The following is a 16,585-nucleotide window of genomic DNA, read 5'->3' as shown; positions in this document are numbered from 1 at the left end:
ATCCCTATTGAGTCGTCGAGGACCTGCTGTTCATGAAATGCCGTGAAGGCTGTGGCGCTTGCTGCATCGCCCCCTCCATCAGTTCACCGCTGCCGGGAATGCCCCAGGGCAAACCTGCGGGCGAACGCTGCCTGCACCTGTCGGTCGAACAGCTATGCCAGCTGTTTGGTCAACCGGAACGCCCAGCGGTGTGCAGTGACTTCAAGGCGGATCTGGATGTATGTGGCACCGACCAGGCCGATGCGATCCGGTTGATCGGCTGGTGGGAGCAAATGACGGCGGCTTGATGGGGTTTACGATTGGAACTTCAACAATAAGGAATACAACAATGGGTTCGCTGAAACGAGTGGCTGTGGTGTGCGGTTTTACGCTGCTGTTTGCCGCCACTGCCCAGGCTGAAGACTGGCAAGTCGCCAAGGATGAGGACGGTATCAAGGTCTCGCTGAGTGAAGTTGCCGGCTCCAAGTACAAAGCCTATCGCGGTGTGACCGTGATCAAGGCGCCCATCGCCAAGCTCATCGCGCTGCAGGAAGATGTGGCCGGTGCCTGTTCCTGGATTCATGAGTGCAAGTTGCAGAAGTTGCTGAAACACGAAGGCGACGTCAGCTACACCTATTCCCAGTTCAATGCGCCGTTCCCCGTGAGTAATCGTGATTCGATCCTCAAAATCACCACCACCAAAGGCGCTGATGGCAGCGTGACTCGCACCTTGCTTGAGGTGCCGACCTACCAGCCGGAAGAGAAAGGCTACGTGCGTGTGTCCCAAGTGGACGGTTATTGGAAACTGGTGCCAAAAAGCCCTACCGAAACCGAAGTGACCTATCAGGTACACACCGAGCCAGGTGGCAGCGTGCCGTCGTGGCTGGCGAACAAGTTTGTGGTGGACGCACCGTTCAACACCTTGAAAGCCTTGAAGGAACACGCTGAAAAATAAGCGCATAGGGTCCGCAGCTTCGGGCCTTGAGTGGAACGTTTTCCGATCCCTCAAGGTCCAGATACATGTGAGCCCACACGCGGGCTTTTTCGAGGAGGCACCGATGCAAAAGTGGCAAATTACCTTCGTTGATGATCATGGCGTTCAGGCCGTGGAGCAGTTCACCTGCGAAAGCAAGCCCAGCCTCGAAGATGCTGCGCACATGATTCGCAACAAGTTGGTGCCGGTCGCTGCAGAACTGGATCTCAATGATCTGGAAGACCGCGTATCCGAGCCTACCGTCAAGATCCTCAAGGATCAGAACAGCATTGAAATTATCGACATCTCTCCCGCCGCCTGAATATTCGCTGACTACCCTCCAAAGCCCTCTGGTGGAGGTGATAGCTTCGCGCTACTCTGCAATTGAGATCAGCGAATGAATCGCTAAGGTCTGGTCTTGTAAGCTACATGCTTGTTTTCCCCTCGGTGTTGTTATTGCCCCAAGCGATGTCAATGTCGCAGCCTCGCGCCAGTAGGGCGCGGGCCAGGGGAGCACGGAAAGTCTATCCATCAGTTTGAGGAGGACGTTTCATGAGCACAGCCTATCAAGAAGACATCAGCACCAACGTTCTGCGCCGCATGAAAGAAGGCGGCTTCGACTTTTCGCGTTTCCACCCCATCGAGTTCTACGCCATTTTCCCGGATGAGGAATGCGCGCGCACGGCTGCGGGTCGGTTTCGTGGAGAGTCACTGAATGCCCAGGTCAGCGCGCGCGATGACGGCGCCTGGTACCTGGAGCTGAGCAAAATCATGTCTGCCACCTACGACGGCATAGGAGACTTTGAGCAAGACTTTGGCGCGGTGGTCGAGCCGCTGGGCGGGATCATCGAAGGATGGGGCGTCAAGCAGGAGGTGCGTGGGTTACCCATGTAGCTGGATTTTATGAGCAACGCAGCGTATCGGCTGACCTTTGGGTCGGCCGTTTTTGTATGTGTTGTGGAAAGGTATTCGAAACGTGCGCGAACTTTTTCTGCACCAAAAAAAAGCCACCCAAAGAGGGTGGCCTAAAGGGAAGTTCGGTGCGCTGAAGGTGTAGGACGCATCCTTTTCAGCAGATGTTGGTGATTATCCGCAGGTGCGACCGGGCAGTGAAATCAACTCTGACTATGCTGTTGATAGTCAAAACCCGCCTTCGGATGGAGCGCGGGGCAAGGCGGCGGGCATTCATTGCACCAGGACGGTGCGATGAAATCTTCGCCTTTATACAACTCACTGATTCTTAAGTGTTTATGCCGCTGGCACGGGCCTTGCGATGGTTCTATCGCCCGGGTGACAAGGAGTACGGCATGACCCGCACTTATTACGATGAAATGTACGACGGGGCAGGGCAAGTCCGCCCCCATTACCGCGAGTTCGCCCGCTGGTTAGCTGAAACCCCTCCCGAGTTGCTCGCGCAGCGTCGGCGTGAGGCCGATTTACTGTTCCACCGCGCCGGGATCACTTTCACCCTCTACGGTGATGAGCAGGGCACCGAACGGTTGATCCCGTTTGACACCATCCCGCGCAGCATTCCGGCGAGTGAATGGCAAATTGTCGAACGCGGCTGCATTCAGCGGGTCAAGGCGCTGAATATGTTTCTCGCCGACCTGTACCACGAGCAACGCATCATCAAGGCCGGGATCATTCCTGCCGAACAAGTGCTGGCCAACGAGCAATACCAGTTGGCGATGCAGGGCTTGAACCTGCACCGTGACCTGTATTCCCACGTATCAGGTGTCGATCTCGTACGCGACGGCGACGGCACGTACTACGTGCTTGAAGACAATTTGCGAACACCGAGCGGCGTCAGCTACATGCTCGAAGACCGCAAGATGATGATGCGGTTGTTCCCCGAATTGTTCGCCGCCCAGCGCATTGCGCCCATCGACCATTATCCCAACCTGCTGCTCGACACCCTGAAAAGCTCCAGCCCGCTGGATAACCCCAGCGTGGTGGTGCTGACCCCTGGGCGTTTCAACAGCGCGTTCTTTGAACATGCGTTCCTGGCCAGGGAAATGGGCGTGGAGCTGGTGGAAGGCGCCGACCTGTTTGTGCGCGACGACCGCGTGTACATGCGCACCACCGACGGCCCCAAGGCGGTGGACGTGATCTATCGCCGCCTTGACGATGCCTTTCTCGACCCGCTGGCCTTCAACCCGGACTCCATGCTCGGTGTGCCCGGCCTGCTCGCGGCCTATCGCTCGGGCCATGTGGTACTGGCCAACGCCATCGGCACCGGGGTAGCGGACGACAAGTCGGTGTATCCGTTCGTCACTGAGATGATCCGTTTTTACCTGGACGAAGAGCCGATTCTGAAGAACGTTCCTACTTTTCAGTGCCGTAAGCCCGACGAATTGTCCCACGTGCTGGCCAACCTGCCGGACCTGGTCGTCAAGGAAACCCAGGGTTCCGGCGGCTACGGCATGCTGGTGGGGCCTGCGTCCACCAAGGCGGAAATCGAAGCCTTCCGTGAGCGCATCAAAGCCAAACCCCACGCTTATATCGCGCAGCCGACCCTGTGTTTATCCACGTGCCCGACCTTCGTCGAAAACGGCATTGCGCCGCGCCATATCGACCTGCGTCCGTTCGTGTTGTCCGGCAAGGAAACCCGCGTAGTGCCTGGTGGCCTGACCCGCGTGGCCCTGCGTGAAGGTTCGCTGGTGGTCAACTCGTCTCAGGGCGGCGGCACCAAAGACACCTGGGTGGTCGAGGACTGATGCCATGTTGAGTAGAACTGCCTCGGATTTGTACTGGATGTCGCGTTACCTGGAGCGCGCGGAAAACCTCGCGCGCATGCTTGATGTCAGCTATTCGCTGTCGCTGATGCCTCAGGACGGGCGTGGCGATGGCCTGCACGAACTGGCCATGCCGCTGCTGATCACTGGCACTTTGGAGGACTACCACGAGCGTCACGGTGAACTGGACGCCGAACGTTTGCTGCACTTTTTTGCCCTGGATGCGGCCAACCCGGCGAGCATCTACAGCTGTCTCGGCGCTGCGCGGGCCAGCGCCCATGCGGTGCGTGGGCGAATCACCGCCGACATGTGGGAAAACATCAACGCCACCTGGCTGGATATTCGTGACATCGCCCAGCAAGGGCTCAGCCGTTACGGCATGAGCCGGTTCTGTGAGTGGGTCAAGGAACGCTCGCACCTGTTCCGGGGCGCCACGTACGGCACCATCATGCGTAACGATGCGTTTCGTTTTATTCGCTTGGGCACGTTTATCGAGCGCGCCGACAACACCCTGCGCCTGCTCGATGCGCGCTACGAAATGGCCGGCGACCAGGCCGCTGCCGTCACCGACGGCACAGCCCACGCCTACTATCAGTGGAGTGCCTTGCTGCGTGCGTTGTCGTCGTTCGAGGCCTACACCGAAATCTATCGCGACGCTCCCGGCTCCCGGCAAGTGGCGGAGTTGCTGCTGTTACGCGCCGACGTTCCGCGATCCTTGAGGGCGTGCAGCGAAGAGATCGACCAGATCCTCGCCAGCTTGCCCGGCCTCAATGGCCGACCGGCCCAGCGCCTGGCCGCCGAAATGGACGCGCGTCTGCGCTTCACCGCGATCGACGAAATTCTCGAGGAAGGCCTGCACGCCTGGCTGACCGACTTTATCCCCTTGGTGCGCCAGTTGGGCGACGCCATCTACAGTTCCTACCTGGAGGCCGCATGAGACTCTCCATCAGCCACGAAACCACCTACCACTACGAAGACCAAGTGCGTGCGAGCATTCAGTACCTGCGCCTCACGCCCCACGACAGCGAGCGCCAGCGTGTCATCAGTTGGCAACTTGACCTGCCGCGCCCGGTGCGCGCGCAAGTCGATCCGTTCGGCAACATCCTGCACGTGCTGACCCTGGACGAGCCCCACGACGCAATCATCATCGGCGCCCGTGGCCAAGTGGATATTGACGAGTTGCGCGAGGCGGAACACGAGAGCCAGTCCGCCTTTCCGTTCCTGCGCAGCACGCGCCTGACCGAAGCCGATGAAGCCCTGCGTGGCTTTGCCGGGCAGCATTGCCATCAGCGGCGTGATCGCACCGCGTTGATTGACCTGATGCACGCGCTTAACCAAACCATGGTTTACACACCCGGCGCCACCGAGGTCGACACCTGCGCCGCCAAGGCTTTCGCCGGGCGCGCGGGCGTGTGCCAGGACCATACCCATGCGTTTTTGGCCTGCGCGCGCAGCCTGGGTATTCCGGCGCGGTATGTGTCGGGGTATTTGTACTCTGAGGACACCGCGCACCTCGCCAGCCACGCCTGGGCCGAAGCCTGGCTGGATGACGCCTGGTACAGCTTTGACGTGACTAACCAATTGGCGCGCCCGGAACGGCATCTCAAGCTGGCCGTGGGCCTAGATTACCTCGACGCCTGCCCGGTGCGCGGCATGCGCCGTGGCGGCGGGCATGAGCAGATGCATGCGAAAGTGTTCGTGGCGCCGACGCCCGTCATTTCAGTCCAGCAGCAATAATCTCGAGAACGAAGCAGGCCAAATGTGGGAGCTGGCTTGCCTGCGATGGCTGCCTGCCAGTTGATACAGATGCAGCTGGCCCACCGCTATCGCAGGCAAGCCAGCTCCCACAGTGTGTGGTGTGCTTTTCAGGGCTGCTGCTTGCGCCCCGCCATATGCTTCAAATACCCCACCAGCAAATCCAGCTCATTGTCCGGCAACACACTGACGGCAAACGCCGGCATCTTCGCCTGCGGCCAATGCCGCAGGCTATGCGGGTCGCGGATGTAACGCTTGAGAAAATCGCCGCTGAAATATTCAGTCGGGTTGTAGGGCACATTCAGGTCCGGCCCCACCTGCGCATCGCCGGCGCCATTCAGGCGATGGCAGGCCAGGCAATTCTTCTGGAACACCGCAAAACCCTGGTTCACCGGGTCATTCGCGGCCAATGTCGGGTCGGGCCGCAACGCCGGAAACCGCTCGGCCACCGTCTTCAACTGCTTGATCCCCGACAGCTGGAACGGCCACTGCTCGGGGCTGATATGTCCCGCCTGCGGGTCAGTCCACACCAGGTAAAACGGCCCTGCGCTCGGCTTGCCGTTTGCCAGCGCAGGCCACGGATGGGCCGGATCTTCCACCGCCAACCACGCGCGGGCGCCGTCGGTTTGCAGCAACGGCGCCGCGCTTAGCTCAGCGGCGAAACCATCAAGGGCGACGGCTTGCAGATGGTTTTCCGGCTTCAGACCCGACAAGAGAGCGGCCAGTGGCACTGCCCGGTACGTCATGGTGCGCTTGTAGGAAACGTCATCAGGGACCTGCACCGTCTGCACATCCTTGCGCGCCAGCAACTCGGCGGTTTGCCAGGTTTTGCTGGTGTGGTCCAGCTCAAGGGTCAGTTGCGCTGCCGAACCCGGAAGGGCGATCAGCAAGGCGAGAAAAGCGAAGGTGGATTTCAAGACGGAGCCCGGATCGAAGTGGCGGTGAGGCCCACGATAGCGGAAATCTGCAGGTAAAAAGACAGCCCCTGCAACAGGACCGCTATTCGCAATGTCCCGGCAGGTGCTGTCAAAAGCTGCAGTCCTGGTGCAACGCGTGCACAGAAGGTGAGGCGCGAGTCGTCACCCAATAATCTTGGTTAAATTGGGCAAGATCAGAATCAGTGTGGTGGCGAAGAGAATAAGTCCCGCCTGACGTACTTTTGATTGTTTGAACATGGCTGACTGCCTTTTGTTGTTATTCCTGAGCGTCAAACGCGTGTCGGATAAATTCAGTATCGCGATGTGACGTTGCACTTTTCTTACAACCGCTCCAGCAAAACCCGGCAGCGGTCTCTTACTGATTCAACCTTAGAGCCCTCGTTCTTTATGGCTTAGATCCATTTCATATCAGCTGATCAGCTTTTCGACTTAAAAGGGCATGAGGCTTAACGCCATGTTGGCGCCAATGCCTTGGCTAGACAGCTAAAACGATTAATCAACACTTTCCCTTAGCTGACTACCGTTCGTCCGAGCGTGGGGGTCAAAGCAGATGAGCGCATCCGGCATTGAAACCGTGTCAATCGCGCCTAAGGTAGAAGAACATGCACTGCGGTTCGAGGATGTCATGACCCAAGCTTTGATCTTTGATGCGATACGCACGCCCCGGGGTAAAGGTAAAGCAGACGGCGCCTTGCACAGCGTCAAACCGGTCAACCTGGTCGCGGGCCTGCTCACGGCGCTGGCTTGTCGCAGCGACCTCGACACGCACCAGGTGGATGACATCGTCCTCGGCTGCGTCACCCCCGTGGGCGACCAGGGTGCCGACATCGCCAAGACCGCCGCACTGGTCGCGGACTGGGACATCAGCGTTGCCGGTGTACAGATCAACCGCTTCTGCGCCTCGGGCCTTGAAGCGGTGAACCTCGGCGCGATGAAAGTGCGCTCAGGCTTTGAGGATTTGGTGGTGGTCGGCGGCGTCGAGTCGATGTCCCGCGTGCCCATGGGCAGCGACGGCGGCGCCTGGGTGCTTGACCCGCAAACCAACCTGCACAGCCACTTCACGCCCCAAGGCATCGGCGCGGACTTGATTGCCACCCTTGAAGGCTTCACGCGCCAGGACGTCGACACCTTCGCCCTACAGTCCCAGCAGAAAGCGGCGAGGGCACGCGCAGACGGCTCCTTCAATAAATCGCTGATCGCGGTGAGGGACCAAAACGGCATCGTACTGCTCGACCACGATGAATTTATCCGCGGCGACTGCACCCTCGCAGGCCTGGGCAAACTCAAGCCGAGCTTTGAAGTGATGGGCCAGATGGGTTTCGACGCCACCGCGTTGCGCGTCTACAGCCATGTGGAGCGCATCCATCACGTGCACACACCGGGCAACAGTTCCGGCATTGTCGATGGCGCTGCGCTGATGCTCATCGGCTCCGAGGCCAAGGGCCGCGAACTCGGCTTGCAACCGCGCGCGCGCATCGTAGCGACAGCCGTCACAGGCACCGACCCCACCATCATGCTCACCGGGCCCGCGCCGGCCACCCGCAAAGCCCTGGCCAAAGCCGGCCTGCGCGTGGAAGACATCGACCTGTTCGAAGTCAACGAAGCGTTTGCCTCTGTCGTCCTGAAATTCATCAAAGACATGGGCATCGACGCCGCGCGCGTCAACGTCAACGGCGGCTCCATCGCCATGGGCCACCCGTTGGGCGCCACCGGCTGCGCCATCCTCGGCACGCTGCTCGACGAACTGGAAGTGCGCCAGCAGCGCTACGGCCTGGCCACTCTGTGTGTCGGCGGTGGCATGGGCATCGCCACCCTCATCGAACGCCTCTGAGCCCAAGGAAGTTGTCATGACCGAAGCCATTCGTTACGAAAAAGGCCAGGACCAGATCGTGGTGCTGACCCTCGACATGCCCGGCCATAGCGCCAACACCATGAACGGTATGTACCGCGAGGCCATGGCGGCCACTGTCACACGCCTGGAAGCGGAAAAAGAAAGTATTGCCGGCGTGGTCATCACCTCGGCGAAGAAAACCTTTTTTGCCGGCGGCGACCTCAATGAACTGATCAAGGTCGACAAGGCGCACGCCAAGGATTTCTACGACGGCGTGGTGGTACTTAAGTCGCAACTGCGCCGCCTGGAAACCTTCGGCAAGCCGGTGGTGGCCGCGATCAATGGCGCCGCACTCGGCGGCGGCTGGGAGATTTGCCTGGCGTGCCATTACCGCGTTGCGCTGGATGACAAGTCGGTACAGCTGGGCTTGCCCGAGGTCACGCTGGGGCTGTTGCCGGGCGGCGGTGGAGTAGTGCGCATGGTGCGTCTGGTGGGGCTGGAAAAGGCCTTGCCGTATTTGCTCGAAGGCAAAAAGGTCCGGCCGCAGCAGGCGTTGCAGGCGGGGTTGATCGATGAAATGGCTATGAGCCTTGATGAGTTGCTGGCCAAATCCCGCGCCTGGATTCTGGCCAATCCTGAGGCTAAACAGCCGTGGGACAACAAGGGTTACCAGATTCCAGGCGGCACACCGTCGAATCCAAAAGTTGCGCAGATGCTGGCCATCGCGCCGTCGATTTTGCGCAGTAAAACCAATGGCTGCTTTCCCGCGCCGGAGAAAATTCTCTGCGCTGCCGTTGAGGGCGCCCAGGTCGATTTCGACACCGCGCACCTGATCGAAACCCGTTACTTCACTGAACTGGTGACCGGGCAAGTCGCGAAAAACATGATCGGCACCTTCTGGTTCCAGCTCAATGAAATCAATGCCGGCAGCTCGCGGCCCAAAGGGTTCGCGCCTTATGTCACGCGCAAAGTCGGCGTGCTTGGCGCCGGCATGATGGGCGCGGGCATCGCTTATGTCAGTGCCAGTGCGGGCGTTGAGGTGGTGCTCAAAGACATCAACCTGGCCGCCGCCGAGAAGGGTAAGGCGCACTCGGCCGCGTTGCTCGACAAGAAAGTCAGCCGTGGGCAAATGACTGCCGAACAGCGCCAAACCATCCTCGCGCGAATTCATCCCGTGGCCTCCGATGCCGACCTGGCCGGCTGCGACCTGATCATCGAGGCCGTGTTTGAAGACCGTGAACTCAAAGCCAGCGTGACGGCGGCCGCGCAAAGCGTGGTGGGTGCCGACGCGATAATCGCCTCCAACACCTCGACCTTGCCCATCAGCGGCTTGGCGACTGCGGTGCCCGACCCAGCCAAATTCATCGGCCTGCATTTTTTCAGCCCGGTCGACAAAATGCCGTTGGTTGAAATCATCAAAGGCGCTAAGACCAGCGACGAAACCCTGGCCCGAGGTTTCGATTTCGTCCTGCAAATCAACAAAACCCCGATCGTGGTCAACGACAGCCGGGGCTTTTTCACCTCGCGGGTGTTCGGCACCTTCACCAACGAAGGCATCGCCATGCTCGGCGAAGGCGTGGCCGCGCCGATGATCGAAACCGAAGCCCGCAAGGCGGGTATGCCGGTGGGGCCTTTAGCGGTGTCGGATGAAGTGTCACTCAGTTTGATGAGCCATATCCGACAGCAAACCGCGAAAGATCTGCAGGCCGAAGGCAAGGCGGTGCCCGCGCACCCGGCGACGCAAGTGATCAATCTGCTGGTGAACGAGTACAACCGCGCAGGCAAAGCAGCGGGCGGCGGGTTTTATGATTATCCGGCGGGCGGGACGAAACACCTGTGGCCCGAGCTTAAAGCCCGGTTCGAACAACCCGGCAAACAGATATCGCCGCAGGATGTGCGTGACCGGTTGCTGTTTATCCAGGCGATTGAAACCGTGCGTTGTGTGGAGGAGGGCGTGTTGATGTCCACGGCTGATGCCAACGTGGGTTCGATCTTCGGCATTGGTTTTGCGGCGTGGAGTGGTGGCGCGTTGCAGTTTATTAATCAATACGGGTTGAACGATTTCATCGCGCGCGCGAGGTATCTGGCCGAGCAATACGGTGAACGGTTCACACCGCCAGCGCTGTTGCTGGAGAAGGCCGCACGAGGAGAAGCCTTTCGGTGATCAAAATGTGGGAGCATCCAGTGGGACTTGCTTTGCAGGGCTATTTCAAGGCAGGCTCTGAGGTGTGCATTATTCCCATCACCGTGTCAGGTATTTTTTATGTCGCTACGCGTCTGTATCCTGGAAACCGATATCCTGCGTCCAGGTTTGATCGATCAGTACCAAGGGTACGGGCAGATGTTCAAGCGTCTGTTTTCCAAACAGCCGATTGCCGCCGAGTTTGTGGTCTACAACGTGGTGCAGGGTGAATACCCTTCGGATGATGAAGTGTTCGACGCCTACCTCATCACTGGCAGCAAAGCCGATTCCTTCGGCACCGATCCGTGGATCCAAACCCTCAAAACCTACCTGCTTGAGCGCTACGCACGCGGTGACAAATTGCTCGGCGTCTGCTTCGGTCACCAGTTACTGGCGCTGTTGCTGGGCGGCAAAACCGAGCGCGCCAGCAAAGGCTGGGGCATGGGCATCCATGACTACAAACTGAACGCCAAGGCGCCGTGGATGAGCCCGGTGGTGGAAGAACTGTCCCTGCTGATCAGCCATCAGGACCAGGTCACCACCTTGCCGGAAAACGCCACAGTCATCGCCTCCAGCGATTTTTGCCCGTTTGCGGCGTACCACATCGAAGACCAAGTGCTGTGCTTCCAGGGCCACCCGGAATTCATCCACGACTATTCCCGCGAGCTGCTGGAGATTCTTCAGACAACCCTCGGAGAAAAGGTTTACACCCATGGCGTCGCCAGCCTTGAGCGCGACCACCACGGCGCCACCGTGGCGGAGTGGATGATGCGCTTCGTGGCGCACAAGCCGGAAGCTGGCGCTTAAAGCCAGCCCGACCGTTTAAAGCTGGCCCACAAACTGGTGCAGCCCACCGCAATAAACCCGAGCACCGCAAAGTAGCCGTAGTGCCATTGCAGCTCGGGCATGTTCTGGAAGTTCATCCCATAAATCCCCGCCACCGCCGTGGGGAACGCCAGAATTGCTGCCCATGCGGCGAACTTGCGCTGCACCACGCTTTGCCGTGAAGCCTCCAGCAACACACCGATTTCGATGGTTTGGCTGGCGATATCGCGCAGGGTGGTGAGGTCTTCCATCTGGCGTGTCACGTGGATCTGCACGTCACGGAAATACGGGCGCATGTTCTTGTCGATAAACGGGAAGCTCAGCTTCTGCAATTCCTGACTTATCTCCACCATTGGCGCCACATAACGCTTGAGTCGCAGCACATCGCGGCGCAGGCCGTGGATCTTCTGGATGTCGCGTTCACTGAGCGAGCTGCACAGCACATTACGCTCCAGTTCATCGATCTCGGCGTGTATCGCCTCGCTCACCGGCTGGTAGTTTTCGGTGACGAAATCCAGCAGCGCATAGAGTACGAAATCTTCCCCATGCTCCAGCAACAGCGGCCGCGCCTCACAGCGCTGGCGCACAAAGCCGTAGGACGCCGAATGCCCGTTGCGCGCGGTGATGATGTAGCCGCTGCCGGCAAAGATATGGGTTTCGATAAACTCCAGCTTGCCGTTCTCGCGCACCGGTGAATAGGTGACGATAAACAGCGCGTCGCCGAAGGTTTCAAGCTTCGGGCGGCTGTGCTTTTCCAGGGCGTCTTCGATGGCCAGCTCATGCAGGTTGAACTGGCGTTGCAGGTTGGCCAGCTCCCGGGCGTCGGGCTCTTCCAGGCCGATCCACACAAAGTGACCGGGTTTGGCAGCCCACGCTGCGCCCTCGTCGAGGGTGATATCCGTGACTTTTTTACCGGCGCTGTAGACAGCTGCCGCAACAACTCTACCCATGGTGCTGATCGCTTCTTGTTGGGAGGACGGATGTTGGGCAGCTTAGCCTGAATGACGTTCCGTTGTTACAGTGCTAGAGACGCGTTTTTTTGCCGAGCAAGCTTGCTTGCGCCGGGGTGCGAAGCCCCCAAAAATCACAAGCGCGCCGGCACCCAAGCGGCTTGCAACTCACGGTCCATTGCCTCAATGCATTCATCCATCTGCTCCTGACAGTGCTGCATCAGGCCAGGCACGTCATCCACTGTCATGCCAGACGTAGGAATCGGCGCCAGCGAACGTATGAGTACCTCACCGCTGTCCCAGCGATTCAGCTGCATATGGTTAACGTAATTGCTCACGCACACCTGAACAATCGGCACACCCGCCGCAATCGCCATATGAAACGCGCCTTTCTTGAACGGCAACAACCCCTTGCCCAGGTTGCGCGTGCCCTCCGGAAACACCCAGATCGACGTGTCCTCATGCTGCAAGGTATGCGTGGTGGTCAACATCGCGCGACGCGCCTTGTGCGCATTGCCCCGGTCGATCAACACATTGCCCGCCAGCCAGAACAACTGGCCGAACAACGGCACCCATTTCAGGCTCTTCTTGGCAATACACACCGTGCGGTAAGGCACCACGGTGCCCAGCACAAACAGGTCGTAGTTGGACTGATGGTTGGCAATGATCACGCAACTGCCGGGCTTGTTTCGCAGCGAGTCGACATCCGCCTTTACCTTGAGCCGCAACAACCACATCGCAGGCAGCCCATAAAGGCGCGCGCACAGACGACTGTTATCCGGATTGAACGGCCGACAAATCCCCAGCAGCACGCCCAGCACACCGGCGAGCATAAAGTGCAGGCCCATCAACAACATACGAAACACAAAAAGCATCGAAACAGCCCGTCGGGACAAAATTTGGCGCAGTGTACGGTTGTGCACTGTATTCGGCAATTGCCCCGACTGACGTAGGAGATAGGCGATGTTTAAGCATATGTTTCAACAAGTGCCAGCAAAGCCCAGCCAGAGCGGCTACGGCCATTTCTGATTAAGTTGTAAGAAAAAGCCCGACTCAAGGTCGGGCTCTGGCAAAGCGGAAGTAGGAATAGACTCAGAAGTGAGTCTGATCCTGGATGATTGCATCGTCCAAGGCTTCCAGCAGAGCCTTGCGTACTTTCAATTTGGTGTGCTTGTGCGCGTTCATATTGATTTTCTTCAACTGACGCGCCGCTTCCAGCGCCGCCGCGTGCAGTTCTTCCGGAGCGACCACTTTATCGAGGAAGCCCGCACCGAGCGCGCCCTGCGGGTCAAACATCTCCGCATTGATCACCGAACGATGAAACGCCGACTTGCGCAGGCGATCCCGTGCCAGCTCAATCCCCGCGTGGTGCATGGTCATGCCAATCGCCACCTCATTCAGGCCAATGCTGAACGGGCCCTCCACGCCAATCCGGTAATCCGCCGACAACAACAGGAACGCGCCCTTGGCCACCGCATGCCCAGGGCACGCCACAATCACCGGGAACGGATGCGACAACAAGCGACGTGCCAGCGTCGAGCCGGACGTTACCAGGCCAATCGCCTCTTTAGGCCCGGCCGTCATTACCTTCAAATCATAACCACCCGACAAAATCCCTGGCGTGCCAGTGATGATCACCACCGCCCGATCCTTCTCGGCGTGATCCAGCGCCGCATTAAACTCAGCAACCACCGCCGGAGAAATGGCATTTACCTTGCCGTTGCTCAAGGTCAGTGTCGCGATACCGTCTTCGAGGTGGTAGGAGATCAACTCACTCATGACGCGGTTCCTTGTAGGGCTTGTTATAGAGAGGCTGTTTATAGGCATGCATGCGCAGACGTTACCCACCACGCCCGCCCCGGTAAAGCGCCGTGACTGACTGCTCAGTCAGACTTTTCCTGCATCCCCAAGGATAGACGCCCCCGGGCAGGGCGCAGCAACCGCCCCAAACACCTGCCGCCGATGCCGGAGAATGGCAGAATCAACGCCCTCGCCGGACGCGTCACGGTATAACCGTCTAAGCGCATGAAAATTCTGAAAAAAACCTTTGCCATCAGAAAGGCTTTCGACTACATTAGCGCGCCTCGACAGACTGAACTGGTTTGACGAGATACGGTGAAGTGTCCGAGTGGCTTAAGGAGCACGCCTGGAAAGTGTGTATACAAGAAATTGTATCGAGAGTTCGAATCTCTCCTTCACCGCCATATTAAGTAAACACAAACCCCCGGTTTTCCTAGAGAAAACCGGGGGTTTGTGGTTTTTGGCGTCTGAAAAATGCTATCACAGTGTACTTCCGGCCACCCGCAACCAAAGCGATCAACAACTCTCCCAAGGTGTTTGACGAACATATCATCTTGGCCGGTAAGCCCTTTGGTGCGGGTTTGCTATGGATGGTTCGAAAATATTCTGCTTTCCTGCGCCCGTCACGCCCATCCCTGAGCCGGGCAAGGATTATGAAATGGCAACTCAATTTACGAAGCGCAGTACGTTTAAGGCTGATTGAGTGATTGCCGATCGCCAACTATCCAATCAGGGTGACGCCACCGTTGATACGCCACTAAGACCACTGGCGTTCGTCAAAACTCCGATGAGCTGGTACACCGTCAACGCCGCGCCTTCGACTTAATAGATAAAAGCAAAGAGAAAAAGGATTTATTTATTTTCGTGTTTTTAGCGAATTTTATAAATTCTCCCTTTTTCGCTGCCCAATATTTATTTATAGTTAGGCCCTAAATCAACCCGCAAGCTGAGAAATCAAAATGGACGAAAAAATTTTCTTCACTCAAGGGAATGTCAGCGTAAGCAATAGCAGGTTTATTGTGGACGGTCAGACTTATGCGATGAGCAATGTGACCTCTGTAAAATCGCGTGTCACACCCCCTGATAGAGGCGCTGCAATAATTATCGCCATTGTGGGCTTGGCTTGCTTGTTTGGGAGCGGGTGGGTGTTCATAGCTGGTTTAGTAGCGTTGGCTTTAGCCGTTCTGGTTTGGGTGGGTAGCAAAGCTAAATACGCTGTTATTTTAAATACCTCATCAGGTGAAAACCAAGCTCTGGTCAGCGAAGATAAACCCTATATCGCCAACGTAATTTCGTCATTAAACGATGCGATAGTTAGCCGGGGCTAATGTGGTGAGTGAACTCAGTAATCAGTTTCTCTAAGAATAGTAGTTGTAAAAAGGGGGGCAGATTTATTTAATTTTGGCTTTGTGCGCATTAAATAAGTCACTCCCCTTTTAACTGTAAGCTTTATAGCGAACTGCAATCTTCACAGGTCCGCGGGGTGTCCATCCGCTGTCCTATTACATCCAGCAAATCGCAGCCGTCGCGCAGCGGAATTGAACACAGCAGGGCAAAGTCATTGAGGGACACCGCATCACTGTTTATTTCGCTTCGTAACGCAAGGTTTTCAAGCACTTGAGTAACGGCACAAAGCCGATAACTTGCTGCGTCGAGAAGAATTTCCAGCGGCACGGTTGTATCGACAAAGAGGGCAGGGGTGGCGCTGTCGTTGCTGGTGAGGGCTATGTATTGACTCATATGTGGAACTCCGGCTGTCAGTGTAATCGGGCCTGCGGGCAGGCCCGCTTTGGGCTTACCGGAGTCAGTAGCAATCTCACGAAATGCAAAGTTTTACAAAAAAATGCAGTGTGGTTGCAAAACGATGTTGGTCGATCACGGCAATAGTGCAAGTGCAGCATCCCCGGAATCATTGGTCGGAAAAGCGAAAGATATAGGAATACCGATGTTTTCCTAAACTGGATGTGTGTATTTCCTCCGCGTGCTCGGCCGCCTTCGATGACATCAAAAATTGCCATAGCCCGCGAAACTTAAGGGTTTCGCCCAGATTTGGGCATTTCGCAGTTCATCTCGAAGGTCGGGGGCCAGTTAAAGATGGATACCTCCAAAAATTTAAGACTTTGTTAACATCTGCTGCGGAATCGGTAACCCTAGTCGAACCATTATCGACAACGCTCGACTTGTATGGCTAACCAGTAAAAAATCCCGCAGCACTTCATCCAGCCCCGCCGTCGAATGCGAGGCCGGGTCCTTAGGATAGCCAGCACACACGCGGCGTCCTTTGCCCAAGCCCACCTAAAACGATTCAAGGTCCACAGTTTTAGAGCGATCTACACAAATATTAAGGAAGACACATGCGTAGTCAGAAACTCATTGTCAGCTGTTCCCTCATTCTCTTTTTCGCATTGGCAGGCTGTAAGGAGGACAAGAAGGACGTCGCAAGCCCAGCTTGCGGGGATCCGTCCACTGTCAGCGACTCGCAAAAATGTCCTCGAGATGAGGCAAACATTGTTCGGCCCAAACCAAAAACCTGGTCGTTTAATTAAGGGTCCAGATAAGCTCTTTCGCTAACACGTCCCCATACTAAGGCCCGCCCGTTCCTCTGAGGCGGGCCAAA

At 57.5% G+C, this 16,585-nt stretch carries 17 protein-coding genes and 1 tRNA gene; 13 read left to right on the top strand and 5 right to left on the bottom strand.

The genetic code is table 11. The annotated features are described in order from the left end of the window. The first annotated feature begins 32 nt into the window (after positions 1–32). The 7 genes from Q7C20_RS13580 (at position 33) to Q7C20_RS13550 (ending at position 5,424) form a co-directional block, all read left to right on the top strand. The gene (locus Q7C20_RS13580) at positions 33–287 is read left to right on the top strand and encodes a YkgJ family cysteine cluster protein (protein ID WP_375067965.1); all 255 of its coding nucleotides are present in this window, start codon (positions 33–35) and stop codon (positions 285–287) included. 41 nt (positions 288–328) lie between these two features. Next, on the top strand, positions 329–934 hold the full coding sequence (locus Q7C20_RS13575; RefSeq protein WP_348055884.1) for an START domain-containing protein: 606 nt from the start codon (positions 329–331) through the stop codon (positions 932–934). A 103-nt stretch (positions 935–1,037) separates the two neighbouring features. Continuing rightward, complete coding sequence (locus Q7C20_RS13570) at positions 1,038–1,274, top strand: hypothetical protein (protein ID WP_348055883.1); 237 nt, start codon at positions 1,038–1,040, stop codon at positions 1,272–1,274. 230 nt (positions 1,275–1,504) lie between these two features. After that, a complete protein-coding gene (locus tag Q7C20_RS13565; protein WP_348055882.1) occupies positions 1,505–1,846 on the top strand; it encodes a ribonuclease E inhibitor RraB in 342 nt (113 codons plus the stop codon). Between the two features lie 413 nt (positions 1,847–2,259). Continuing rightward, positions 2,260–3,669 (top strand): circularly permuted type 2 ATP-grasp protein, encoded by a 1,410-nt coding sequence (locus Q7C20_RS13560; protein WP_375067962.1) that lies wholly within the window; start codon positions 2,260–2,262, stop codon positions 3,667–3,669. A gap of 4 nt (positions 3,670–3,673) precedes the next feature. Continuing rightward, a complete protein-coding gene (locus Q7C20_RS13555; protein WP_375067960.1) occupies positions 3,674–4,624 on the top strand; it encodes an alpha-E domain-containing protein in 951 nt (316 codons plus the stop codon). Next, entirely contained in the window at positions 4,621–5,424 is an 804-nt protein-coding gene (locus Q7C20_RS13550; protein ID WP_375067958.1) for a transglutaminase N-terminal domain-containing protein, read from the top strand. Before Q7C20_RS13555 ends, Q7C20_RS13550 begins: the two co-directional genes overlap by 4 nt. A gap of 128 nt (positions 5,425–5,552) precedes the next feature. On the opposite strand, the gene Q7C20_RS13545 is transcribed toward Q7C20_RS13550, so the two are convergent. Beyond that, positions 5,553–6,359, bottom strand: coding sequence for a c-type cytochrome (locus Q7C20_RS13545; RefSeq protein ID WP_375067956.1), 807 nt, complete (start codon positions 6,357–6,359; stop codon positions 5,553–5,555). 646 nt (positions 6,360–7,005) lie between these two features. On the opposite strand from Q7C20_RS13545, the gene Q7C20_RS13540 reads away from it, so the two are divergent. The 3 genes from Q7C20_RS13540 (at position 7,006) to Q7C20_RS13530 (ending at position 11,200) form a co-directional block, all read left to right on the top strand. Further along, a complete protein-coding gene (locus Q7C20_RS13540; protein ID WP_375067954.1) occupies positions 7,006–8,211 on the top strand; it encodes an acetyl-CoA C-acetyltransferase in 1,206 nt (401 codons plus the stop codon). Between the two features lie 16 nt (positions 8,212–8,227). After that, on the top strand, positions 8,228–10,375 hold the full coding sequence (locus Q7C20_RS13535) for a 3-hydroxyacyl-CoA dehydrogenase NAD-binding domain-containing protein (protein ID WP_375067952.1): 2,148 nt from the start codon (positions 8,228–8,230) through the stop codon (positions 10,373–10,375). 99 nt (positions 10,376–10,474) lie between these two features. Next, a complete protein-coding gene (locus Q7C20_RS13530) occupies positions 10,475–11,200 on the top strand; it encodes an amidotransferase (RefSeq protein ID WP_375067951.1) in 726 nt (241 codons plus the stop codon). On the opposite strand, the gene Q7C20_RS13525 is transcribed toward Q7C20_RS13530, so the two are convergent. The 3 genes from Q7C20_RS13525 to Q7C20_RS13515 all read right to left on the bottom strand — a co-directional run bounded on the left by Q7C20_RS13525 (position 11,197) and on the right by Q7C20_RS13515 (position 13,947). Beyond that, positions 11,197–12,168: a magnesium and cobalt transport protein CorA gene (locus Q7C20_RS13525; protein WP_375067950.1), complete on the bottom strand. Its 972-nt coding sequence runs from the start codon at positions 12,166–12,168 to the stop codon at positions 11,197–11,199. The two genes, Q7C20_RS13530 and Q7C20_RS13525, sit on opposite strands and share 4 nt — an antisense overlap. Before the next feature lie 134 nt (positions 12,169–12,302). Continuing rightward, positions 12,303–13,043, bottom strand: a complete 741-nt coding sequence (locus tag Q7C20_RS13520; RefSeq protein WP_375067949.1) for a 1-acylglycerol-3-phosphate O-acyltransferase — start codon at positions 13,041–13,043, stop codon at positions 12,303–12,305. 217 nt (positions 13,044–13,260) lie between these two features. Continuing rightward, the gene (locus tag Q7C20_RS13515) at positions 13,261–13,947 is read right to left on the bottom strand and encodes a crotonase/enoyl-CoA hydratase family protein (protein WP_375067947.1); all 687 of its coding nucleotides are present in this window, start codon (positions 13,945–13,947) and stop codon (positions 13,261–13,263) included. Positions 13,948–14,282: 335 nt separating this feature from the next. On the opposite strand from Q7C20_RS13515, the gene Q7C20_RS13510 reads away from it, so the two are divergent. From Q7C20_RS13510 to Q7C20_RS13500, 3 genes are all read left to right on the top strand, one after another. Further along, positions 14,283–14,372, top strand: a tRNA-Ser gene (locus Q7C20_RS13510). A gap of 555 nt (positions 14,373–14,927) precedes the next feature. Continuing rightward, positions 14,928–15,296, top strand: coding sequence for a DUF6232 family protein (locus tag Q7C20_RS13505; protein WP_375067946.1), 369 nt, complete (start codon positions 14,928–14,930; stop codon positions 15,294–15,296). Between the two features lie 8 nt (positions 15,297–15,304). Next, complete coding sequence (locus Q7C20_RS13500) at positions 15,305–15,367, top strand: hypothetical protein (RefSeq protein ID WP_375068047.1); 63 nt, start codon at positions 15,305–15,307, stop codon at positions 15,365–15,367. 50 nt (positions 15,368–15,417) lie between these two features. Here the strand turns inward: Q7C20_RS13500 and Q7C20_RS13495 are convergent, their stop codons facing one another. Further along, a complete protein-coding gene (locus Q7C20_RS13495; RefSeq protein ID WP_375067945.1) occupies positions 15,418–15,708 on the bottom strand; it encodes a short-chain dehydrogenase in 291 nt (96 codons plus the stop codon). Positions 15,709–16,585: the final 877 nt, after the last annotated feature.

Source organism: Pseudomonas sp. AMR01 (assembly GCF_041946035.1).
Taxonomy (GTDB): Bacteria; Pseudomonadota; Gammaproteobacteria; order Pseudomonadales; family Pseudomonadaceae; genus Aquipseudomonas; species Aquipseudomonas antarctica_B.
The sequence above is the reverse complement of the archived record's forward strand: the minus strand, read 5'-3'. Positions and strand labels throughout refer to the sequence as shown.